This window comes from Paenibacillus sp. FSL R7-269 (genome assembly GCF_000517865.1).
Classification (GTDB): Bacteria; Bacillota; Bacilli; order Paenibacillales; family Paenibacillaceae; genus Paenibacillus_AQ.
In genome coordinates this window covers 24712-46697 of record NZ_ASPS01000053.1, presented here as the reverse complement: position 1 = coordinate 46697, position 21986 = coordinate 24712, and the positions used below count along the sequence as shown (strand labels likewise).

The 21986-nt window shown below is 53.0% G+C and carries 20 protein-coding genes; 16 read left to right on the top strand and 4 right to left on the bottom strand.

Features of this window, described 5'->3' with window-relative positions; all coding sequences use genetic code 11:
• Positions 1-531: 531 nt before the first annotated feature.
• From panB to C162_RS22610, 15 genes are all read left to right on the top strand, one after another.
• Positions 532-1398 carry a 3-methyl-2-oxobutanoate hydroxymethyltransferase gene (panB, locus tag C162_RS22680; protein ID WP_036698723.1) on the top strand — a complete coding sequence of 289 codons (867 nt, stop codon included), beginning with the start codon at positions 532-534 and terminating at the stop codon, positions 1396-1398.
• A 1-nt stretch (position 1399) separates the two neighbouring features.
• Positions 1400-2290, top strand: coding sequence for a pantoate--beta-alanine ligase (gene panC / locus C162_RS22675; RefSeq protein WP_036698067.1), 891 nt, complete (start codon positions 1400-1402; stop codon positions 2288-2290).
• The gene (gene panD / locus C162_RS22670) at positions 2283-2666 is read left to right on the top strand and encodes an aspartate 1-decarboxylase (protein ID WP_036698065.1); all 384 of its coding nucleotides are present in this window, start codon (positions 2283-2285) and stop codon (positions 2664-2666) included. The genes panC and panD overlap by 8 nt, the downstream gene beginning before the upstream one ends.
• A gap of 114 nt (positions 2667-2780) precedes the next feature.
• Positions 2781-3419 (top strand): hypothetical protein, encoded by a 639-nt coding sequence (locus C162_RS22665; RefSeq protein WP_036698721.1) that lies wholly within the window; start codon positions 2781-2783, stop codon positions 3417-3419.
• Positions 3420-3537: 118 nt separating this feature from the next.
• Entirely contained in the window at positions 3538-6399 is a 2862-nt protein-coding gene (gene dinG, locus C162_RS22660; protein WP_036698063.1) for an ATP-dependent DNA helicase DinG, read from the top strand.
• A gap of 138 nt (positions 6400-6537) precedes the next feature.
• The gene (locus C162_RS22655) at positions 6538-7188 is read left to right on the top strand and encodes a redox-sensing transcriptional repressor Rex (protein ID WP_036698060.1); all 651 of its coding nucleotides are present in this window, start codon (positions 6538-6540) and stop codon (positions 7186-7188) included.
• Positions 7178-8479 (top strand): amidohydrolase, encoded by a 1302-nt coding sequence (locus C162_RS22650; protein WP_036698057.1) that lies wholly within the window; start codon positions 7178-7180, stop codon positions 8477-8479. Before C162_RS22655 ends, C162_RS22650 begins: the two co-directional genes overlap by 11 nt.
• A gap of 29 nt (positions 8480-8508) precedes the next feature.
• On the top strand, positions 8509-9030 hold the full coding sequence (locus C162_RS22645) for a cell wall elongation regulator TseB-like domain-containing protein (RefSeq protein WP_036698056.1): 522 nt from the start codon (positions 8509-8511) through the stop codon (positions 9028-9030).
• Between the two features lie 233 nt (positions 9031-9263).
• Entirely contained in the window at positions 9264-10022 is a 759-nt protein-coding gene (locus C162_RS22640) for an aminoglycoside adenylyltransferase domain-containing protein (protein ID WP_051493851.1), read from the top strand.
• A 278-nt stretch (positions 10023-10300) separates the two neighbouring features.
• A complete protein-coding gene (locus tag C162_RS22635) occupies positions 10301-10843 on the top strand; it encodes a hypothetical protein (RefSeq protein ID WP_036698055.1) in 543 nt (180 codons plus the stop codon).
• A complete protein-coding gene (locus C162_RS22630; protein WP_036698053.1) occupies positions 10836-12338 on the top strand; it encodes an AAA family ATPase in 1503 nt (500 codons plus the stop codon). The genes C162_RS22635 and C162_RS22630 overlap by 8 nt, the downstream gene beginning before the upstream one ends.
• A 132-nt stretch (positions 12339-12470) precedes the next feature.
• Positions 12471-13343, top strand: a complete 873-nt coding sequence (locus C162_RS22625; RefSeq protein WP_036698052.1) for a 3-hydroxyacyl-CoA dehydrogenase family protein — start codon at positions 12471-12473, stop codon at positions 13341-13343.
• Complete coding sequence (locus C162_RS22620) at positions 13340-14548, top strand: acetate/propionate family kinase (RefSeq protein ID WP_036698050.1); 1209 nt, start codon at positions 13340-13342, stop codon at positions 14546-14548. The genes C162_RS22625 and C162_RS22620 overlap by 4 nt, the downstream gene beginning before the upstream one ends.
• A 21-nt stretch (positions 14549-14569) precedes the next feature.
• Complete coding sequence (asnS, locus tag C162_RS22615; RefSeq protein WP_036698048.1) at positions 14570-15865, top strand: asparagine--tRNA ligase; 1296 nt, start codon at positions 14570-14572, stop codon at positions 15863-15865.
• 24 nt (positions 15866-15889) lie between these two features.
• A complete protein-coding gene (locus C162_RS22610; RefSeq protein ID WP_036698046.1) occupies positions 15890-16657 on the top strand; it encodes a DnaD domain protein in 768 nt (255 codons plus the stop codon).
• 365 nt (positions 16658-17022) lie between these two features.
• Here the strand turns inward: C162_RS22610 and proC are convergent, their stop codons facing one another.
• Genes proC through proB form a run of 3 tightly spaced genes read right to left on the bottom strand, consistent with a single transcriptional unit; the run spans position 17023 to position 20327 of the window.
• A complete protein-coding gene (gene proC / locus C162_RS22605) occupies positions 17023-17889 on the bottom strand; it encodes a pyrroline-5-carboxylate reductase (RefSeq protein ID WP_036698044.1) in 867 nt (288 codons plus the stop codon).
• 30 nt (positions 17890-17919) lie between these two features.
• Entirely contained in the window at positions 17920-19167 is a 1248-nt protein-coding gene (locus C162_RS22600) for a glutamate-5-semialdehyde dehydrogenase (protein ID WP_036698043.1), read from the bottom strand.
• Between the two features lie 56 nt (positions 19168-19223).
• Positions 19224-20327: a glutamate 5-kinase gene (gene proB / locus C162_RS22595; RefSeq protein ID WP_036698041.1), complete on the bottom strand. Its 1104-nt coding sequence runs from the start codon at positions 20325-20327 to the stop codon at positions 19224-19226.
• A 443-nt stretch (positions 20328-20770) separates the two neighbouring features.
• On the opposite strand from proB, the gene C162_RS22590 reads away from it, so the two are divergent.
• The gene (locus tag C162_RS22590; RefSeq protein WP_036698038.1) at positions 20771-20968 is read left to right on the top strand and encodes a hypothetical protein; all 198 of its coding nucleotides are present in this window, start codon (positions 20771-20773) and stop codon (positions 20966-20968) included.
• Between the two features lie 79 nt (positions 20969-21047).
• On the opposite strand, the gene C162_RS22585 is transcribed toward C162_RS22590, so the two are convergent.
• Entirely contained in the window at positions 21048-21959 is a 912-nt protein-coding gene (locus C162_RS22585; RefSeq protein ID WP_036698036.1) for a LysR family transcriptional regulator, read from the bottom strand.
• Positions 21960-21986: the final 27 nt, after the last annotated feature.

Below are 21986 nucleotides of genomic sequence, written 5' to 3'. Positions count from 1 at the left end.
CCCTGCAATTCAGCTCCAAAACGTCTCGCACAAAGATGATAAGATCTCCTGAGTCCGTTACGCTGCAAAAGGGGCGTTATCGTGGGAATAAGGTCTCTTCAGTCCGTTAGATTTTTTGGGGTGAAAGGGTTTCATTACACGAACCCCTGAATCTCTGTTTTTAGCTGCGAATGCAGCCTTCTATTTCTCGCCGAAACGGTACCGTCCTTTAAAAGAACGGCTAAGCCGTTTCCACTTGAGGTGTTTATTTTTGTGTTTTTTTGGTATACTGTGCTCATGAGGCGGCATCGCATGGCGAGCTGTACTCACGTAAGTTGTATCTTTGAACAGGACATTGTTTACCGGATGTACCTTCATAACTGGATGTAACGGTTACGTTGGATTCTGCTCTGAGCCGTAAGGACCGAGACAGAAGGGACGATCGCGAGTGACTCTTTTTTGCCCTTCGGACCTTTTTAGCGGACCATGCTAAAAGGTTTTTTTGTTTGCGCGGAGAACGCGTATTTTATGGAAAAGGGGAATGAGAGCAACATGGCAGACAAACACGCACTGAATATTATCAAGATGAAAAAAATGAAAACGGACGGTGTGCCCCTGAGCATGCTGACCGCTTATGACTACCCTTCAGCCCAGTTGGCGGAAGAAGCCGGCATTGATCTGATTCTGGTCGGTGATTCTTTGGGGAACGTCGTGCTTGGTTATGATACCACGCTGCCGGTTACCATAGAGGATATGGTCTACCATACCCGGTCGGTGAAGCGCGGGGCGCCTAATACTTTTATAGTGGCAGATATGCCGTTCATGACCTACCACGGAAGCGTGGATGAGACCTTGCGCGGTGTGCGCAGACTGATGCAGGAAGGCCAGGCCCATGCGGTCAAAATGGAAGGCGGCCTCGAAATCTGCTCCGCAGTATCCGCTGTTGTCGCTGCCGGAGTTCCGGTGCTCGGCCATATCGGCCTGACCCCGCAGTCGGTCAATATGATCGGCGGCTACCGGATTCAGGGTAAGGATGCCAAGGATGCACAGCGGCTGATGGACGAAGCGAAGGCGCTGGAAGCCGCAGGGGCCTTCGGCATTGTGCTGGAGCTGGTGACAGAAGAGGTGGCTGAGGCGATCTCCCGGGCGGTCAGCATACCGACCATAGGCATTGGTGCCGGGCGTTACTGTGACGGACAGGTTCTGGTTTTCCATGATGTCCTGCGGTATGCCTCCCCTTACCGGGAGAAAAAATTCGTCAAAACCTACGCCGATGTAGGCTCCCTGATCCGTGAAGGCATCACCAGCTATGTTCAGGAAGTGAAGGACCGCTCGTTCCCTGCGGAAGAGCATGTGTTCAGCGCGGACGAGACGGTTCTGGAATCTTTATACGGCAATGCCGGCAAAGGAGCGAAATAACATGAGAGTCATCCGAACGATTGCTGAACTGCGCGAAGCGCTTGAATATATGCGTCAGGGGGGCCATGGCCCTGTTGGTTTTGTACCCACCATGGGATATTTGCACGAAGGACATGCCAGTCTGCTGCGTAAGGCAGGGGAGAAGAGCGGCACGGTGGTGATGAGTATTTTTGTCAATCCGCTGCAGTTTGGCCCGAATGAGGACTTCGCTTCCTATCCACGGGATGAACAGCGGGATCTGGAGCTGGCTGAACGTGAAGGTGCGGACCTGGTGTTCATCCCTAGTGTTGAAGAGATGTATCCGCAGCCGATCCGTACAGGCGTATCGGTCTCCGCGCTTACCACACAGCTCTGCGGCGCTTCGCGTCCGGGACATTTTGACGGGGTAACTACTGTGGTCAGCAAGCTGTTCCATATCGTGCAGCCGGATTACGCCTTTTTCGGACTGAAGGATGCCCAGCAGGTAGCTGTTCTCCGCCGGATGGTGTCTGATCTTAACATGAACGTGGACATCATCGCCTGTCCTATTGTGCGCGAGGAAGACGGGCTGGCGCTCAGCTCCCGTAATGTCTATCTGAGCAGCGAGGAGCGCAGACAGGCGCTGGTATTATCGCGTTCCCTGCGCGAAGTGCGCCAGGCTATGGAAGAGGGCGGCATCCGTACGGTAGATGAAGCACGCGGTCTGCTGGTCTCGGTCATTTCTGAATCGCCGTTTGCGGTCATTGATTATGCGGAGATTCTAACCTTCCCTGATCTGGAAAAGCTGGAAGGCGCCAGCAGGCTGACGGAAGCGGGCGGAGAGGTTATAATGGCTCTGGCTGTGAAGTTCGGCAGAACCCGTCTGATTGATAATAATGTATTTATTCCTAAGGAGGCGCACGCTCTTGTTTAGACATATGATGAAATCCAAGATCCACCGGGCAACGGTCACCGAAGCCAATCTCAATTATGTGGGCAGCATTACCATTGATGAGGATCTGATGGAAGCCGCAGACCTGCTGGAGAACGAGAAGGTGCAGATCGTGGATAATAATAATGGTTCCCGTCTGGAGACTTATGTCATTCCAGGTCCGCGCGGCAGCGGCGTCATTTGTCTGAACGGGGCAGCAGCTCGTCTGGTACAGCCCGGCGATACCGTGATTATTATTTCCTACGCTGTGGTGTCCTCAGAAGAGCTGGCAGCGCATAAGCCGACGGTGGTGTTCGTTGATGAAGGCAACAAGCCGGTGAAGCTGGCGGATCATGAGATTCACGCTACAATTGCCTGAAGTCCGCGCTTTGAGCCATGTAATCAATGGCAGGGATGAAGACACCTGTACTTGCTAAAAATGAAGGAAGGCAAGCTTAAGCTGACTTCATTATCAGTAAGGGTGGGATGTCCGGTGTTTCAACATTTATTTGCTGAGATGAACAAGATGCTCCAGGAGATCAAAACCGACTATCCTACTGCGGAGGGTGCCCGCCGAAGCGATCTTTTATCCAAGTATAATATGCTCCACCGAATCAGTGATAATGTAATGGATGAGTGGCTGCTCTTCGCCGAGAAGCTGAGCGAGTTCCGGGAACAGGCCGATTTCCAGGGTCCGCCAGAGGAGTTGCCGGAAGAGGAAGCGCCCGAGCTTGGGATGGATGCTTTTGTCAGGGGCCAGGGCTATTACAAGCTGCTGATGTACCGCAAGTGCATTGAACAGTTCAGGGAGGTTACGGCACAATATCCGGATAGCCTCGCTGCCCGCCTGTATCTGGCCATGGCTTATCTGCAGGAAGGTGAAGGCGAGATTGCCTGGGGACATCTGGATCACATGCTGGGCCTGATCCGTGAGGTGAAGCTGAAGGCGATGATCTATAATGCGCTGGGCTGTATCCGTGCTTCCCAGGAACGCTTTAATGAAGCCAGTGAGCTGTTTAGCCTGTCGCTGCTGCATGACCCGGATCTGCCGGAGCCGAATGTGAATCTGGAGGTATGCCGCAGACGGGGCGGGAAGCTGGAGTTTGGCCATCAGCTGGTTTCGCTTTTATAACTTTTTCCCGGTTCCTTTAGGCGATGCGCCCCACCACTTTCTGGGGTGTGCATCGCCTTTTTTCGTAACTTCTGTTATGCTGATAAAGAGTCTCAAGTGAAAGGGAATAGAACTTATAATGAAATTTGCCGTGCTTGATTTTGAAACTACGGGAACCCAATCTGTGGGAGAAATCATCCAGGTTGGCCTTGCCATTATAGAAGAAGACGGGACGATCTCCCGGGTGTATGGTTCCTACGTCAAGCCCGGAGCACCCATTCCTCCTTTTATTACGGGCCTGACCGGAATTACAGACAGTGATGTACAGGATGCGCCAGAGCTTGATGAGATGATGATGGAGCTGGTGCCGCTGCTGGATGATGTCGTCCTCGTCGGACACAATGTAGCGTTTGATTTTCATTTTTTGCAGAATGCGCTGGACCGCTGCGGCTACCTGCCGTTTCAGGGGCGGATTCTGGATACCATCGATTTTCTCAAAATATGCTTTCCCTCGCTGAGCACCTATCAGCTAGGCGCGGTAAGCAGCCACTTCGGCATTACGCATGACCGTCCCCATCAGGCTGACAGTGATGCGCTTGCCACGGCTATTGTGCTGCTTAAATGTCTGGAAGAGCTGCACAGTCTGCCGCTGTTGACTATTCAGCGGCTGAATGAGCTGTTCGCAGACGAAGACAGTGATTTGGCCTGGTATTTCGACGGTCTGCTGCGGGAGCGGGAGATGGAGACCTTTCAGCCGGAAGGAGAGCTGAGCTTCTACCGCCAGCTTGCGCTGGCTGTGGGGGATTGGGCAGAGTTGGCAACGCCCCGGGAGGAAGGAAACGTCAATCCGCTGGAGAATATTACCTTTGAAGAGTATATGGATGAGGTAACGAAGCGGCTGAAGGCTGTTCTTCCACAGTATGAGAGCCGTGAGGCCCAGGAGCTGATGATCCATGAGGTCATTACAGCGCTTGAGCAGGACAAGCATCTGCTGATTGAAGCGGGAACCGGCACCGGCAAGTCGCTGGGTTACCTGCTTCCGGCCATCTACCATAGTGTGAAAAGTGATCAAAAGGTGATGGTCAGCACTCATACCATTAACCTTCAGGACCAGTTGCGTGAGCGGGATATCCCACTCTTAACCAGCGTTGTGCCGTTCCCGTTCAAGGCCTCCATCTTTAAGGGAAGAGGGCACTATTTGTGTCTGCGCAAGTTCGAACATAGAATGAATAAAAAGGACTTTACGAGTCCAAGAGAAGAAGCGCTCACCGCTGCGCAAATGCTTGTCTGGCTGACCCAGACGACGACCGGCGATGATGAGGAGCTTAACTTAAGCGGACGGGGCGGCGATTTCTGGGAGACTGTAGCCAGTGATACCGACTCCTGCCTGGGACGGGCTTGTCCCTGGTTCCGCAAATGCTATTACCACCGGGCCAAGCATGAAGCCGGGATCTCTGATGTGGTGGTCACCAATCACTCCAAGCTGTTCGCAGATGTCAAAGCCGGGCATCAGCTACTTCCGGCTTACGATCATCTTGTGATTGATGAAGCCCATCATCTGGAAGATATTGCCGGCAAGCATCTTGGCATGCAGATGAAATATTTCACATTCGCCCATACCCTCACCCGCCTCTATAAGGATAGCCGGAGCGGGCAGCTGCCTGCCCTCCGCCAGAGTCTGCAGTCTTCGGGCAGTGAGCAGGCTTCCGAATGGAGCGGCGTGATCGACCGGATCTATCCCGATCTGCTGACGGTGAAGGAATCTTGGGATGCGCTCAGCGACCGGCTCTTCAGCCTGCTGCCCGAGCGCAGCGATGCCGGAGCCGGTGAAGCAGGCCAGCTGGTGGCCCGCCTGCAGCCGGGCAAGAAGCCGAAGGATTGGGAGGAGTTGGCGGCCCTTGAGAATACGCTGAACCTCAGTCTGAGCGATATCATCCGCAAGGGTGACAAGATGCTCAGTGAGATGCGTGACACGGACAGCCAATCCTCCTCGGACAGTCTTGTGACCGATATCGGCGGGTTATTTAAGGATCTGGCATCCATTAGAGAGCAGATCCGCTTCTTCATGGGCCTGAACGATGAGAATATCGTGTATTGGCTGGAGGGAAGCGGTAATTATAAAGGCAAGTCGCTGCAAATGTATGCCGTTCCTGTAGATGTCAGTACCCAGCTCAGGGAGCTGTTCTTCGACAAGAAGAAGAGTATTGTCCTGACCTCGGCCACCTTATCCGTGGATAAGTCCTTCCAGTTCATGATCGATAACCTGGGCCTTGGTGAAGCTGCGGAGCAGGGGCGTCTGATGACAGCGCTGCTTCCGTCGCCGTTTAAATACCGGGAGCAGGCTCTGCTGGTCATTCCCCGCGACTTCCCGAGCGTCAAGGGAAGTATAGGGGATGCCCGTTTTGTGGACACGCTTGTTCATTCCCTCGCCGAGACTGCTGTAACTACACGAGGGCGAATGCTGGTGCTGTTCACCTCCTACAAGATGCTGCGCCAGGTCTATGACCCGCTGAAGGAGGCGCTTGCCTCCCAGGATATCGCGGTGCTCGGACAAGGTGTGGAGGGCGGCAGCCGGAGCAAGCTGATCCGCCGCTTCCAGGACAGCCCGGCTTCGGTCCTGCTCGGTACCAGCAGTTTCTGGGAAGGGGTAGATATTCCGGGAGAAGCATTGACCTGCCTGGCGATTGTCAGACTGCCGTTCCAGCCGCCGAATCACCCGCTGGCAGAAGCGAAGTCGGAGCTGCTTCAGGCACAGAAGAAGAACCCGTTCATGAAGCTGTCCGTGCCGCAGGCAGTCATCCGCTTCAAGCAGGGCTTCGGGCGGCTGGTCCGCACGGCGCAGGACCGGGGCATCGTAATTGTGTACGATACTAGAGTAATTGAATCGCATTACGGAAAGTACTTCCTGTATTCACTCCCCGGTCCCAAGATGGAGCATATGCTCACCGAGCAGATGGTCCCGAGAATTGCCGAATGGCTGGAAGACGGCGGGGTTTCCTAATTCATCTGCTATTGCTATTATTAATAAGTCATGATTAACCTGAAGATCCGTTCCCGCCCTGTCTTGCCGATCCGGCAGGCGGGGGGCACGGTTGCTATAATTGAACGGGTATAACACAACTATTAAGGAGGAGAATACATGAAATCGGATAAAATATCGGAGGCCGTCGTGCGCAGGCTCCCAGTGTACCTGCGTTTCCTGAACGATCTCCAAAAACGTGAAATCTCCACAGTCTCTTCTCAGGAGCTGGGCCAGAAGCTTGATCTGAATCCCGCCCAGATCCGTAAGGATTTGGCTTACTTCGGTGATTTTGGCAGGAAGGGTATCGGCTACGATGTATCCTATCTAATTGAGAAGATTCGCCATATCCTGAAGCTTGACCAGCAAATTAATGTTGCACTGGTTGGAGCCGGTAATCTCGGTCATGCCTTGTCTAACTACAACGCTTACTTGAAGGATACGATGAAGATTACTGCGATCTTCGATGCCTACCCGCCGAAGGTGGGCCAGCAGATCAACTCGCTGGTTGTGCAGCCGATGGAGGAGTTAAGCAGCACAATCCGCTCGCAGGGCATCCGCATCGGGATTATTACCGTACCTGACAGCGAAGCCCAGAATGTAGCTGATATTCTTGTGGACTCCGGCATTGAGGCGATTCTGAACTTCGCACCGGTTATTCTCAAGACGCCTGCCAATATCCGGATTCATGCCGCAGATTTCACCACAGATCTGCAGAGCCTGGCCTATTATTTGCATGATGGAAAGGATGAGGCAGAAGATGAGCAGTAAGATCACGATAATCAAGAACGGGCACTTCCTGGTTCCGGGCAGCGACAAGCCGGTTCTAAGCGGGTATATGACCCTGGAGAATGATCTGATTACTTACATAGGTGAAGCTGAGCCGGTAGTGGAGGATGGCGCTCAGGTCGTAGACGGCAGCCGTCTGCTGTTCATGCCGGGTCTGGTCAATACCCATGGGCATACGGCCATGTCACTGCTGCGCGGATACGGCGACGATATGGTGCTTCAGACTTGGCTGCAGGAGAAGATGTGGCCGATGGAAGAGAAATTCACTGGTGATGATGTATATTGGGGAACCTCGTTGTCCGTACTGGAAATGCTGAAGGGCGGCACAACCACCTTCCTCGATATGTATGATCATATGGACCGGGTAGCGGAAGTAACGGAGCAGTCCGGTATTCGTGCGGTGCTGATGCGCGGCGTAATTGGGCTGTGCCCGGAAGAGGTACAGCAAGCAAAGCTCGCTGAGGCGGTTGCTTTTGCCCGTAACTGGCACGGCAAGGCTGACGGCAGAATTACAACTATGCTCTCACCGCACGCTCCGTACACCTGTCCTCCAGAGTTTTTCATGAAGTTTGTGCAGGCTGCCCATGATCTGGACCTGCCGATGCATACCCATATGTCCGAGACGCGCCATGAAGTGGAGCAGAACGTGGCTGACTACGGCCTTCGTCCGGTCGCACATCTGGAGAAGCTGGGGATGTTCACCCGTCCTTCGCTCATTGCCCACGGGGTTCATCTGAACGATGAAGAGATCGGGATTCTGGCCCGCTATAACGTTGGCGTGTCGCATAACCCCGGCAGTAACCTGAAGCTGGCCAGCGGGGTTGCACGTGTTCCTGAGCTGCTGCGAGCCGGGGTTAAGGTCTCCCTGGGTACAGACGGCGCGGCAAGCAACAACAATCTGGATATGTTCGAAGAGATGAGGCTGGCGGCTCTGATCCACAAGGGCGTAAGCGGTGATCCTACAGCGGTACCGGCTCCTGAAGCGCTACTGATGGCCACGGAATACGGGGCTCAGTCTATTTTCCTAAGCGGGGTAGGCCGGCTTGCAGCAGGAATGAAGGCCGACTTCATCGCGCTTGATATTGACCAGCCGCATTTGCTGCCGCATACCGATCTGCTCTCCCATGCCGTCTATTCGGCAAGTGCCAAGGATGTGGAGCATGTATGGGTGAACGGCCAGCAGGTTGTGAAGCATGGACAATGCCTGACACTGGATGAAGAAGCTATCCGCCGCAAAGCACAGGAGACGTTCGAGAGCCTGCTTAAACGGTAATTCAGGAGAACGGGAAAGGAAGCAGCGTTGTGAAGAAGAAGAGGAGAAAATGGATCTGGCTGGGGCTTACCGTGGTGCTGCTCCTTCTGTTCGGATTAAGCCAGTTCTATGCCTACATTATGAAGGACCAGTGGAACGAGCGGAATGAGGCCAAGGAGCTGGCCCGGACGCGTGCCGGACTAACGGAGGTAACCAAGGCTCAGAAATCCGTCTGGAATGAGAATGAGATCTACTGGGTGCTAACCGGCAAAAATGAAGCCGGGACCGATCTGATGGTGTGGGTCCGTTTCACCTTGGAGGGCAAGCCTGCCGGAGGCGACAACGACCTGTATGCTGAAGAGCTGAGCAAAGGCACTTCCGAAGAGAAAATGCGCGGAATCATAGCCGATCAGTTACCGGACGTGAAGATCGAACGGCTGCTGCCCGGTGTATATAACGGGGAATATGCCTGGCAGCTATTTTACAAAAAAGACGGGCGATTCTATTACAACTTCTACCGCTTCAAGGATGGCAGCGCCATCGGTGAGGGGTACAGTTTGCCCAACCGTTAAGCTAAGCGCTCAGCAGAATAACATGCGGGGGAACAGATTATCTGTTCTTCCGTTTTTTTGTATCCATCATGTCGAAAATAATCTGGAACTGTTCTGGGACTGGTGGCAGACGGGGAACTGTGGCTTAATGGAGATATATGGTTTGAGATACATCGATTAATATACTTGAATTGATATACTGATTGTATTCCTCGAATGCTATCGCCAACCTGCATATATGTCTCTCAAGGAGGATGAAGAAATTGGAAGTTTTAGCATATTTGGATCAGGCGGTGGATTTGTTTAAGGAAGAGCTGGGGGATAATCTGTCGGGGATTTATCTGCACGGTTCCCTGGCCATGGGCTGTTTTCAACCGGATTCAAGCGATATTGATCTGCTCATTGTAGTAGAGGACAAGCTCCCCGCAGAGGTCAGTCATAGCCTTGCCGGTCGTATCGTAGCCTTTCATGACAGTCTGCCGAATAAGCGCGGAATTGAACTGTCTATCGTCCTGAAGACATACCTGCATAACTTTGTGTATCCTACGCCATTTGAATTTCACTTTTCAGAAGCTCATTTAGAGCGGTATAGAACCGATAAGAATTATCTGTGCGGCGGCTTTGAGGATGCTGATCTGGCGGCACATTTTGCAGTAGTCTACCATCGCGGGTTTATCTTGTACGGGGAGCCGATACGCGAGGCCTTTGCGCCGGTAGACCAGAGGTACTATCTGGATTCCATTATCAGGGATGTCGATGATGCGCCGCAGAATATTGGGAATGCTCCACTCTATTACACACTGAATCTATGCAGGGTACTCTACTATGTGCAGGAAGGTCATGTCTCTTCCAAGAAGGAAGGCGGGGATTGGGGACTTCAGCATTTGCCGGAACGCTTCCACGGGCTGCTTAGACGGTGTCTTAAGGAATATAGCGGTGCTGGCGCCGAAGGCTATGAACTGGAGCTATTAACTGATTTTGCGGAATATATGATGGCTGAAATTGAGCGTTAGCCGGATGTAGTGTGCGCCGGAATATGAAAGTAGCAGCGGCATTTCAGGATATAAATCTGAGCTGCCGTTTTTTCATGGTTCATGAAACATCCAGAAATTAGTATCAAAAATTTTAAATATATTCACAACTTTATGTAAAATCGTATATACACCTATGATATACTACTACTTGTATCAAGACATGCTTAAGAGCATGTCAGTCTCGGATTGGCGCTAGACACGCTGGCTGGTCTTTATTATAGAGTTAAGCTTGGTCATTATTGAGAGGAGGACGTTTCTTGAAACTTCGTCTTATGCCTGTGCTGCTAACGTCTCTGCTGTCTGCTGCATTATTGTTTGGTGGCTGGTATTCTTACCGTCAATTCGCGGTGCAGGAGCCGCTGCAGAAGCTGGTATCATCCTACCAGGGTGTGAAGGATTCCCATATTACTATTAAACGCAATGAGGTCACTTTGAAACTGGATTTGCAGCCGGGCACGAAATTACGTGAGCTGGTGCAGTATGTATCACGAGAAGGCAGCACCGCTATTGACGGCAGGACCCTTAAGCTGGATGTGGAACAGAAGCCGAGTGAACTGCTGGATGAGTATTGGGATAAAGCGATGTTCTCTGTAGCAGAAGCTATGGAGAGCCGGAAATATACATTGATACCAGCGAAGCTGGACGGACTGAAGGAGCAGGACAGTAAGTACAGCGGCGTTACAGCTACCACAGAGATTGACGACAACAATGTCTATGTAAGCCTGAGCAACGGCACAGAGAGCAAATTCATCATTCTGCCGCGTGCAGCAGCCAAGATGGGAGTGTGGAACAATGCCTAAGTACTGGAAAGAGGTTGTAGCCGGATTTGTTCCGGTCATGCTGATTTTTATGGCTTTTGTGGGAATTAATATCTTTCCTGTAATTATAGCGATGGGCATGGTTGCCGCGCTCCTGTTCATTGCCCATGCCCGCGGCGGTCTGACGGTCAATGCAGGTGCAGATAAGAAGCGTAAGAAGAACGGTCCCTCCAAGCTAACCTTTGAAGAGATCGGCGGACAGGACAATGCCAAGCAGGAGCTGCGTGAAGCGCTGGACTTCCTGATCCGGCATGAAGAAATCAGCAAGTTCGGGATTCGTCCGCTCAAAGGAATTCTGTTAACCGGCCCTCCAGGAACCGGGAAGACGCTGATGGCCAAGGCTGCGGCGCATTACACCGATTCTGTATTTGTAGCTGCTTCAGGCAGTGAATTCGTCGAGATGTATGTCGGCGTCGGTGCCGGACGCGTGCGCGATTTGTTCAAGGATGCCCGTACACGCGCACTCAAGGAGAATAAGCAAAGTGCCATTATTTTCATCGATGAAATTGACGTTATCGGCGGGAAACGCGAAGGCGGACAGCAGCGTGAATACGATCAGACCCTCAATCAGCTGCTGACGGAGATGGACGGGATTTATAACAATGATACCCCGCGCATTCTGCTGGTAGCCGCAACGAACCGCAAGGAGATGCTTGATTCTGCGCTGCTGCGCCCGGGGCGTTTTGACCGCCATATTCAGGTGGATATGCCTGACAAGAAGGGCCGCAAGTCGATTCTCGACCTGCATGCCAAGAACAAGCCGCTGCATGACACCGTGAATCTGGATAAAATCGCCGAAGAAGCTTACGGCTTCTCGGGTGCGCAGCTGGAGAGCGTGATGAATGAAGCCGCGATCTACATGATGCGCGAGAATCTGACCCTGGTGGAGCAGCGTCATCTGTCGATGGCGATCGACAAGGTCATGATGGGTGAGAAGACCGACCGTGAGACCAACCATGAAGAGAAGAAGAGGGTAGCGATCCATGAGCTTGGACATGCTATTATGGCTGAGCTGCTGCGCCCCGGAAGCGTTAGTCAGGTAACACTGACCCCGCGCGGCCAGGCTCTAGGGTATGTCCGGCATAATCCGCAGACCGAGCAGTATCTGTACACGAAGGATTACCTGGAGAACCAGATCATGATTGCCCTGGGCGGAGCGGCTGCCGAAGAGATGTATTACGGAGGACGCAGTACCGGTTCCCGTGGAGACTTCGATCAGGCGCTGAATATCGTAGAGACCATGATGAAGTCAGGGCTCACCTCGCTCGGCATTGCGAATCTGCAAATGGTTACCACTGAAGAATTAATGAAGGAAAATAGTAAAATACTGGACGAGTTGATGATCCGCACGAATGACCTGCTGGAGAAACAGAAAAATATATTTGATTACTCTCTTGACATTTTAATGAAGGAAGAAGTTCTCTCCGGAGAGCAATTTCGTTGTCAATTTCGTGACAGTGTCCTTTTACCGGCATAATTCTTTATGCCGGTTATTTTTTTTTACTTTTCAGACATGCTAAGATATCATTATATGTCGGGCTACTTATTTTTTTCGACAGACAAGGTACAATACAGAAGTATAGATACCTGAAAGGATGGAGACTTTTACATGAATTTTAAGAAGATCGGTGTCATCGGCGGAGGCACAATGGGACAAGGGATTGCCGAAATGCTGGCAGCCAAGGGCCTGGATGTCATGCTGGTGGAAAAAACTGCAGAACGGTTGAACTACTCCTACGAAATGATCGAGACCAGTCTCGACAAGCAGCTGGAGAAATGGGCGATTACCCAGGCGGAGAAGAAGCTGATCCTGGCCCGTATCCAGAAGGTTACACACTTCGCTGAACTGAGCTCATGCGATATGGTCATTGAGACCATCGTTGAAGATCTGGAAGCCAAGCAAAAGGTATTCAATCAGCTCGATCAGGTGTGTCCGAGCCACATTATTCTTGCCAGCAACACGTCAACGCTTAGCTTGACTGAGCTTGCAAGCTCTACAATGTATCCAGAACGCGTTATCGGCATGCACTTCATACACCCTGTAGGTAAGGTGGATCTGGTTGAAATCGTGCGCGGTCTGAAAACCTCGGACAGCACATTTGAAGATACCAAAGCCTTTGTCGATGAGATTGTTGAGAAAAAAGGCGTTATGATCTACGAATCCCCCGGATTTGTATCTTCACGCCTCATTTGCCTGTTCATTAACGAGGCTATGCATGTGCTCCAGGAAGGGGTTGCCTCCCCTGAAGATATTGATGATGCTATGCGCATCGGCTACCAGTTCCAGAACGGGCCGCTTGAAATGGCAGACCGCTTCGGTCTGGATTCCGTTCTTGCCGCACTGGAGAACATGTTCCGTGAATACGGCGAGCTTAAGTACCGTCCTTCGACCATTCTCAAGAAGATGGTGCGTGCAGGACAACTGGGTGCGAAATCGGGCGAAGGCTTCTTCAAGTATGACAAGGATGGTGACCGTATATGAATATCTTAGTAATTAACTCCGGCAGTTCCTCATTGAAATACCAGTTGTACAATATGACAGATGAATCTGTACTCGCCAAAGGGCTGGTAGAACGTATCGGTATGGATTCCTCCATTCTGAACCACAAGCCGACCGGCAAGCAGGAAGTAACCGAAGTAAGCGAAATTCTGGAGCACAATACGGCAATCCGTAAAGTGCTTGCTTGTTTGACAGACAAAGAGCATGGCGTTATCGCATCCACCGATGAGATTAATGCAGTGGGCCACCGTGTAGTGCACGGGGGGGAATTCTTCAAATCCTCCGCGCTGGTCGATGCCGATGCGAAGACCAAGATCCGCCAGCTGTTCGACCTTGCGCCGCTGCATAACCCGGCTGCGATGATGGGGATTACCGCATCCGAGAATAATATGCCCGGTGTGCCGCAGGTCGTTGTGTTCGATACCGCCTTCCACCAGACGATGCCTGAGAAGGCTTATATGTATGCCATTCCGAGAGTGCTTTACAACAAATACAAAGTACGCCGTTATGGCGCGCACGGAACCTCCCATGATTTCGTCAGTAAAGCAGCTGCTGATTATCTGGACCGTCCGCTTGGCGAGCTTAAGATTATCACCTGCCACATCGGCAACGGTGCCAGTGTAACTGCAGTGGACGGCGGAATTTCAGTTGACACTTCGATGGGGATGACTCCGCTGGAAGGCCTGATGATGGGTACGCGCAGTGGCGACCTTGACCCGGCAATTGTTCCTTATGTGATGAACAAGGAAGAGCTGTCCGTCGGTGAAGTGAACTCCATGCTGAACAAGCACAGCGGACTTCTGGCCATCTCTGGCGTGAGCAGTGACATGCGTGATATTATTGACGGTGCGGAGAAAGGCGAGCCTAATTCGACGCTTGCTTTTGAAATGTACGAGTATCGTCTGCGTAAATATATCGGTTCTTATGCAGCTGCCATGAATGGGGTAGACGTAATTGTATTCACCGCTGGTGTAGGCGAGAATGCTTCCCTGCTGCGTGAAAAAGTACTGAACAATCTTACGTTCCTCGGAATCGAGCTGGATGCAGAAGCCAACAAGGTCCGTTCGGGTGATCCGCGGCGTATCTCTACTGCCAATTCCAAGGTACAGGTGCTTGTGGTTCCAACGAACGAAGAGCTGGTGATCGCACGCGATACCTATCGTATTGTGCAAGGTGTTAACGGCTAAATTAGAGGAGAGATAGTAGGCATGGCTAACAAAAGTGTAATCAAGAACGTGAATGAGCATGTCGGAGAGACTGTTGTCATCGGATGTTGGGTGAACAACAAGCGCTCCAGCGGTAAAATTCAGTTCCTGCAGCTTCGCGACGGTACCGGTTATATCCAGGGGGTTGTGGTGAAATCAGAAGTCCCTGAGCAGGTCTGGGATGATGCCAAGAGCCTCACCCAGGAAAGCTCGCTGTATGTGACCGGAATCATCCGTGAGGAGCCCCGCAGCCAGTCAGGCTACGAGCTGACGGTTACGGGCATTGAAGTTCTGCATCTTACCGAGAATTATCCAATCACACCTAAGGAGCATGGCGTCGATTTCCTGATGGATCACCGTCATCTCTGGCTGCGTTCCTCCAAGCAGCGGGCGGTAATGGTGATTCGTGCGGAGATTATCCGCGCGGTTCAGCAGTTCTTCAATGAGCGCGGCTTCACGAAGGTGGACCCGCCGATTCTGACACCAACGTCAGCAGAAGGCACGACCAACCTGTTCCACACCAAGTACTTTGAAGAGGACGCCTATCTTACCCAAAGCGGACAGCTGTACATGGAAGCTGCTGCTATGGCGCTGGGGCGTGTCTATTCCTTCGGACCAACCTTCCGGGCTGAGAAATCCAAGACCCGCCGCCACTTGATTGAGTTCTGGATGATTGAGCCGGAAATGGCCTTCACCGATCATGAAGAAAGCCTGTGCGTGCAGGAGGATTTCATCAGCTTCGTGGTACAATCTGTACTTACGAATTGCCGGGCTGAACTGGAAGCGGTGGGCCGCGATGTCTCGAAGCTTGAGAACATCAAAGCACCATTTCCGCGTATCAGCTATGACGATGCGATTAAGTTCCTGAATGAAAAGGGCTATGAAATTGCCTGGGGCGATGATTTCGGGGCTCCTCATGAGACGGCGATTGCCGAGATGAGCGACAGACCGGTCTTCATTAGCCACTATCCGGCTTCCTTCAAGGCTTTCTATATGAAGCCGCATCCTGATCGTCCGGAAGTGGTGTTGTGTGCGGATATGATCGCTCCTGAAGGCTACGGGGAGATCATCGGCGGATCACAGCGTATTGATGATCCGGCGCTGCTGGAAGCCCGCTTCAAGGAACATAACCTGTCGATGGACACCTACAAATGGTACATGGATCTGCGCACCTACGGCACGGTTCCGCACTCCGGCTTCGGTCTGGGGCTGGAGCGCACAGTAGCCTGGATCTGCGGTCTGGACCATGTCCGTGAGACGATTGCCTTCCCTCGTACACTGTACCGTCTTTACCCTTAAAGAATAGGGAAAGGGGGCTTAAGTATGGACGGAAAAGGTTGGAATACCTGGGGCGAGGGCGTAGCCTTCGGCCTGGAGAACGGAATGGCCGTCATTCCTTATGCACTCCTGAAATATTACCGGAAGCTGAATCTGACCGGCAGTGAATCCATGCTGCTGATTCATCTGCTCTCCTTCAGACAGGTGGAGGGGATTGACTTCCCTTCCCTGGAGGAGCTTCAGGCAGTAACCGGGCGCAGTATTCCGGTGATTGCCGGAGAACTGCAGAAGCTGATGAAGGAAGGGTTCATCAGCATCGACGGAGATAACGACGAGCTGAGGGACATCCATTATGAGCGTTATAATTTCTCCGGCCTATACGCGAAGCTGGGAGCTTATCTGGCAGAACTCTCACGGGAGAATGCCCAGGGGAAGCCCAGCCAGAGCGGGCGGGAGCCGGGGGCCCGGGCAGTGGCTCATTACTCCGGGGCTACTGCACCAGATGGTGGCTATGGCCGCCCGGCTGTGCCGGGTGACAAGGAGTCGGAGGACGGACGCAGTCTGTTCAGCATTTTCGAGAAGGAATTCGGGCGTCCGCTATCCCCCATGGAATGTGAAACTATTTCCGGCTGGGTGGATGAAGACCGTTATCCCGAGGAACTGATCCTGCTCGCCCTGAAGGAGTCGGTCTTTGCAGGAAAGGTCCATTTCCGTTACATTGACCGCATTCTGCTGGAATGGGCCCGCAACCGGGTGAAGAATGCCCAGGATGTCAAAGCCTATTCCCAGAAATTCCGGAGCGGCGGCAGATGAGCGAAGCGAGGTAGATATATGCCGGTCCAGGGCAAGGCCCCGCTGGTAAAGGTGTCCTTTAAGTCATATATATGGCTTAAGGGGCACTTTTTTTCATTTGTTGCTTGGAATTGGGAGTTAGCTGAAAGTGTGCGGGGAGCGGGGGTGAAGAGCAGAAGTGCCCCTGAAATTAGGAAAAGTTTGTTTAATGAGTAGATGAAGGGTACAAATACACTTGATTCAAGCAAAAGTGGCCGGATGAGCAAAATGAAAGGTATAAATGCACCTGATTTCGCCGCTCCCATCACACAGCCCGCAGTCCCTTCACGTGGAAGGAACTGCGGGCTGTTGTGTTGTAGTAAGAATATCAAAAACTAGGACAAGAATTAGTGCAGCTCCTGCTCCAGAGCCGAGCCCATCTCGCGGGAACGTTCCGCACACCGGTTGACGGCGGCAATAACGGTCTCGAAGAAATCGCCGCGCTCCAGCACTTCAATCGCCGCCTGGGTAGATCCATTCGGCGAGGTGACCTTCTTGCGCAGAGAGGCAGGCTCTTCACCGGTCTGCTGAACCATTCGTGCTGCGCCCAGCACGGTCTGGACAGTCAGCTCACGGCTTTGCTCCAGCGGAAGCCCTCCGCGGATGCCGGCGGCAATCATCGCTTCCATCATGTAGTAGATGTAGGCTGGTCCGCTGCCGGAGATCCCGGTTAAGGTCTCCATCCGTTCTTCGTCAATAACCGCAGTCATTCCGACCGCTTCGAAGATATTAAGCGCTGTACGTCGGCTGTCCTCTCCAACTTCCTTAGAGAAGGCAATCCCGGTAGCACCGAGGCCGATGGAGCTAGAGGTGTTCGGCATGGTGCGGACCACAGGCTGCGGATTACCCAGTAAGCCTTGTATCGTACGGATGGTCAACCCGGCAATCACGGAGATCACGAGCTGATCCGGCGACAGCAGCGGCCCCAGGGAACGGAGCGCTTCGGCAGCGTCTTTGGGCTTCATGGCTAGAACGATGACCGGCGCAGACCGCAGAGCCTCGAGCTTGGACTCAGGAGCATTATAGCCGAGCACGCCGTATCGGCTGCGGAGTTCAGCCAGGCGCTCGCTGCTGCTGCGGTTCAGCATAATAATTCGGCCCGATTCCACTACATTCCGGGCAATCAATCCCCGCACAATGGCCTCAGCCATCGAGCCTGCGCCATAAAAAACGATATTATGATTGATGAGCGGAATTGCTGGTTGCTGGCACATGGCTGGCAGTCCCCCTATAAGTTGAGTGAGTTAACCCCTGATTTGGCCGGAGCCGTGAATCATATATTTGCTTGAAGTCAATGCAGGAAGTCCCATAGGCCCGCGGGCATGGAGCTTCTGGGTGCTGATGCCGATCTCGGCGCCGAAGCCGAATTCAAAGCCGTCCGTGAACCGGGTAGATGCATTGTGATATACAGCCGCAGCATCAATCTCCTGCAGGAAGCGTGCAGCATTCGCCAAGTCCTCTGTCACAATACATTCGGAATGCTTGGTGCCAAACTCCGCGATATGTCCGAGAGCCTCTTCTAGCGTGTCCACGATACGAATATTTAAAATATAATCGTTGTATTCTGTAGCGAAGTCCTCTGGCGTGGCAGGCACAGCCCAAGGGATAAGAGCAACAGTATCCTGGCAGCCGCGCAGCTCCACACGGGCCTCGCGGAAGGCTTCAGCGAGTGCGGCGAGATGCTCTTCGGCGTAAGCGCGGTGAACCAGCAGCGTCTCCATTGAATTGCAGACCGAAGGCCGCTGGGCCTTCGCATTCACGCTAATGCGCCGGGCCATTTCCGGATTAGCACTTGCATCCAGATAAGTATGGCATATGCCTGCCCCTGTTTCAATAACCGGTACGGTGGCATTTAGAACCACATTCTGAATTAGGGAGCTTCCTCCGCGCGGGATGATGACATCCAGCAGTCCGTTCAGCTTCAGCATTTCATCCACTGAGGAGCGGTTAGGATCTTCGATCAGCTGCAAGGCATCCGGCGGAAGGGCGGTACCTGCAAGTGCGCGGTGAAGCACCTCGGCGATGGCGCGGTTGGAGGAGAGGGCGGAGGAGCCGCCGCGCAGCACCACAGCATTGCCGGTCTTGAGGCACAGTCCGGCAGCGTCAACGGTGACGTTGGGGCGTGCTTCATAGATAATTCCAATCACCCCAAGCGGAACCCGTACCTTCTCGATGTGCAGGCCGTTTGGCCGTTCGATCGTCTCCAGATTGTCCCCTACCGGATCAGGCAGTGCGGCAATCTGCTGCAAGCCTTCGGCTATACTGTCAATCCGTTCCGCATCCAGGGCCAGCCGGTCGAGCATCGACTCCGGTGTCCCGTTTAGGCGGCCGCGTTCCAGGTCTTCGGCGTTGGCGGCAATAATGTAACCAGCTTCGGCACGCAGGGCAGCAGCCATTACCAGCAGAGCATCATTCTTCTGGGCGGTAGTCAAGCTTGCAAGTACCCCTGTGGTTGCTTTGGCCAGTGTTGTCTTGTTAACCACTTCACTCATGGCAATTCCTCCTAAAAGTTATGTTGGCAGATGAAAATACAGTAGGTTGTGCAAGATTAACGAAGCGTGATCCATTCGTCCCGGTGGATAACCTCCAGCCGGTGTACTTCACCGAGCTTGGGCACAATCTCTCGGCTGGGAAGCCCCTGAATGCTGCGGAGCTGGGTGTCGTCGTAATTGACGATACCCCGTCCAAGCAGCTGCCCATCCGGGCCGAGTACTTCAACGACATCCCCTGAATGAAAGCTTCCTTCAATACGTCTAACCCCGACTGGCAGCAGGCTATGGCCTCCGTGAAGCAGCGCTTCAACAGCACCGTCATCGACATACAGTGATCCGAGCGGGGTGGACATGAAGCCCAGCCATTGCTTTTTGACCGGCAGAGAAGCGAGTCTGGTGGCAAAATAAGTGCCTTTGCCCGTTCCGGCTGCGGCCTGTAATAAATCCCCTGGCTTCTTAACCTGGCCCACGAAGACAGGAACGCCGCCCCGCGTGGCAATCTTGGCCGCGTCGATCTTGGAGCGCATGCCGCCGGTGCCCACGCTTGAGCCTGCACCGCCTGCAATGGCATAGATCTCAGGCGTAATCTCTTCAATGTGCTCATACCGCACAGCATCCGGGTGCTTGCGGGGATCGCCGCTGTAGACGCCATCCATGTCGGTCAGGATCAGCAGGTGCGATGCCTTCAGAAGATTGGCAACCAGCGCCGATAAGGTATCGTTATCACCGAACTTCAGCTCATCCACCGATACGGTATCGTTCTCGTTGAACACGGGCACTGCGCCTTGCCGGAGTAATTCTTCAACCGTCATCATGGCGTTGTTCATGGCCCGGCGGCTGCAGAAGTCCGTACGGGTCAGGAGGATCTGAGCAGTAGGAATGCTGTGGCCTGCAAATGCCTCCTGATAAGCCTGCATCAGCATAACCTGTCCTACTGCTGCTGCCGCCTGCTTCTCATGCAGCAGCCTTGGGCGGGAATCATAGCCGATGCCCCGGAATCCCGCTGCGACCGCCCCTGAGGTGACCAGCAGCACTTCACAGCCGTCCTTACGGAGTGCAGCAATCTCGGCGGCGAAGAAGGTGACTGCCTCACGATTGAGGCCGCCTTCGGGACCCGTGAGCGAACTGCTGCCGATTTTGACCACAATTCTTGACGTCATTGTCTTTCACTTTCCTCTCGAATTGAAATGCCTGTAATGCCCGAAAATGACAAAAAGCCCCCATCCTTAGACTTAGCAAAGGACGAAAGCTTGAATTAACTTCCGCGGTACCACCTTCATTGATGAGGGTTCATCCGACTTCATTCTCATAACGGGAGTATCCGTCCTGCAGGGCAGGCCGCTCAGGGGTAGGATTCAGAATGACCTTCGCGGTAAATTCTCCCAGCCTTCAGGAATTTACTCTCTGCACACGAATATACGTCCATTCTTACTGGTCCCATCAGCACGTTTCACTATTTGTCATTTAGAATACCATGGGGAAGCAGGGTTTGCAAAGAGCTCCGGACGAATATTTTTCTGCTGGGGCAGGGAGCGGATTTTCTGGTTGTCCTTCAGGGGAACGGGTAAAGTATTTATAATCAGTTACCAGGAGGTGGATTGAATTGAGTAAGAAGACTAATGTCCGACAGGAACAGAATCAGAATTCCAAAGAAGCCGCCGAATTTCAAAACAAAGCGATCCGAGAATTTGTCGAGGAAAAAGCCGGAGATTCCCGCACAGAAGGACCGGTTGACGAGAGTACTGCCCGTATGCCCGATGACCAGAACCGTATGATCACGCAGTATAATTTGCGCAAATAAATAATTGCTTCTGCCAAAATACAGCAAATGCCCATCCGGCCTCATGATAAGAGCTGGATGGGCATTTGTTTCCGCCGGCTTATTCGCCTGCCAGTCCGGCGACCGTTGCCTGGAAGGTTTCAATGAAAGCTTCCGCAGCACGGGACAAATAGCGTCCGCGCCGGTAAGCGACAACCAGAGTACGGCTGGGTACCGGTTCGGCCAAAGGCAGGTAGACAGGCACGAATTCACTCCGCGGTGCCCGTGCAATGAAATGTGGCACGAGCGTTACGCCCATTCCGGTGGCTACTAGCGATTGGACGGTCTCCATATTGTTGCTCTCGAAGACAATCCGCGGCTCAAATCCGGCTCCACGGCATAGCTCCACCGTCATTTTGCGGAAGCCCTGTCCTTCTTTGAGCACGATGAACGGTTCATCCTTAAGCTCGGTCAGCGAAGTTCGTGTACCCAGCAGCATCCGCGCCGCCAGCGGATGCTCAGGCGGGACTGCCAGGTCGATCCGTTCCTCTCCAAGAACCTCGTAAGCTAGAGTCGGAATCTCCAGTGGCAGGGATAGCAGGCTGAGATCTGTCTGGCCGCTGGCTGTCAGCTTCTCAAGATTCATGGAGGAGTCCTCCAGCAGCGTGATTTCAACCTCGGAGTATTTGCGTTTGAAGGCAGGCAGCACATGCGGCAGCAGATGCGCACCGGTGATCGGCATGCTGCCAACCACAACCCGTCCGGTGCGCAGCTGGGATATATCCGACATCTCCTGGCGCAGCAGTTCTACGGCATCAATGATGGTCTGAGCCTGCTCGACGAATTTCTTACCGGCATGAGTCAGCTCTACTGAACTGGTATTGCGCTGGAAAAGAAGGACACCCAGTTCTTTTTCCAGTTTGGAGAGTTGCTGGCTGAGTGAAGGCTGAGCGATATGCAGCTTGTCTGCTGCCCGGGAAAAATTACGCTCAGCCGCAATTTGCAGGACATATTGCAGTTGACGCAGTTCCATTTCAAACCTCCTTACAGGTTAGGTACC

What these genes read in the sequence shown, in the direction of transcription:
- C162_RS22640 (WP_051493851.1), top strand. Translation starts at nt 9,264, where the DNA reads ATGAAGAAATTGGAAGTTTTAGCATATTTGGATCAGGCGGTGGATTTG.
- proC (WP_036698044.1), bottom strand. Translation starts at nt 17,889, where the DNA reads ATGTGCCAGCAACCAGCAATTCCGCTCATCAATCATAATATCGTTTTT.
- asnS (WP_036698048.1), top strand. Translation starts at nt 14,570, where the DNA reads ATGGCTAACAAAAGTGTAATCAAGAACGTGAATGAGCATGTCGGAGAG.
- panB (WP_036698723.1), top strand. Translation starts at nt 532, where the DNA reads ATGGCAGACAAACACGCACTGAATATTATCAAGATGAAAAAAATGAAA.
- C162_RS22600 (WP_036698043.1), bottom strand. Translation starts at nt 19,167, where the DNA reads ATGAGTGAAGTGGTTAACAAGACAACACTGGCCAAAGCAACCACAGGG.
- C162_RS22630 (WP_036698053.1), top strand. Translation starts at nt 10,836, where the DNA reads ATGCCTAAGTACTGGAAAGAGGTTGTAGCCGGATTTGTTCCGGTCATG.
- proB (WP_036698041.1), bottom strand. Translation starts at nt 20,327, where the DNA reads ATGACGTCAAGAATTGTGGTCAAAATCGGCAGCAGTTCGCTCACGGGT.
- dinG (WP_036698063.1), top strand. Translation starts at nt 3,538, where the DNA reads ATGAAATTTGCCGTGCTTGATTTTGAAACTACGGGAACCCAATCTGTG.
- panC (WP_036698067.1), top strand. Translation starts at nt 1,400, where the DNA reads ATGAGAGTCATCCGAACGATTGCTGAACTGCGCGAAGCGCTTGAATAT.
- C162_RS22650 (WP_036698057.1), top strand. Translation starts at nt 7,178, where the DNA reads ATGAGCAGTAAGATCACGATAATCAAGAACGGGCACTTCCTGGTTCCG.
- C162_RS22655 (WP_036698060.1), top strand. Translation starts at nt 6,538, where the DNA reads ATGAAATCGGATAAAATATCGGAGGCCGTCGTGCGCAGGCTCCCAGTG.
- C162_RS22585 (WP_036698036.1), bottom strand. Translation starts at nt 21,959, where the DNA reads ATGGAACTGCGTCAACTGCAATATGTCCTGCAAATTGCGGCTGAGCGT.
- C162_RS22610 (WP_036698046.1), top strand. Translation starts at nt 15,890, where the DNA reads ATGGACGGAAAAGGTTGGAATACCTGGGGCGAGGGCGTAGCCTTCGGC.
- C162_RS22625 (WP_036698052.1), top strand. Translation starts at nt 12,471, where the DNA reads ATGAATTTTAAGAAGATCGGTGTCATCGGCGGAGGCACAATGGGACAA.
- C162_RS22620 (WP_036698050.1), top strand. Translation starts at nt 13,340, where the DNA reads ATGAATATCTTAGTAATTAACTCCGGCAGTTCCTCATTGAAATACCAG.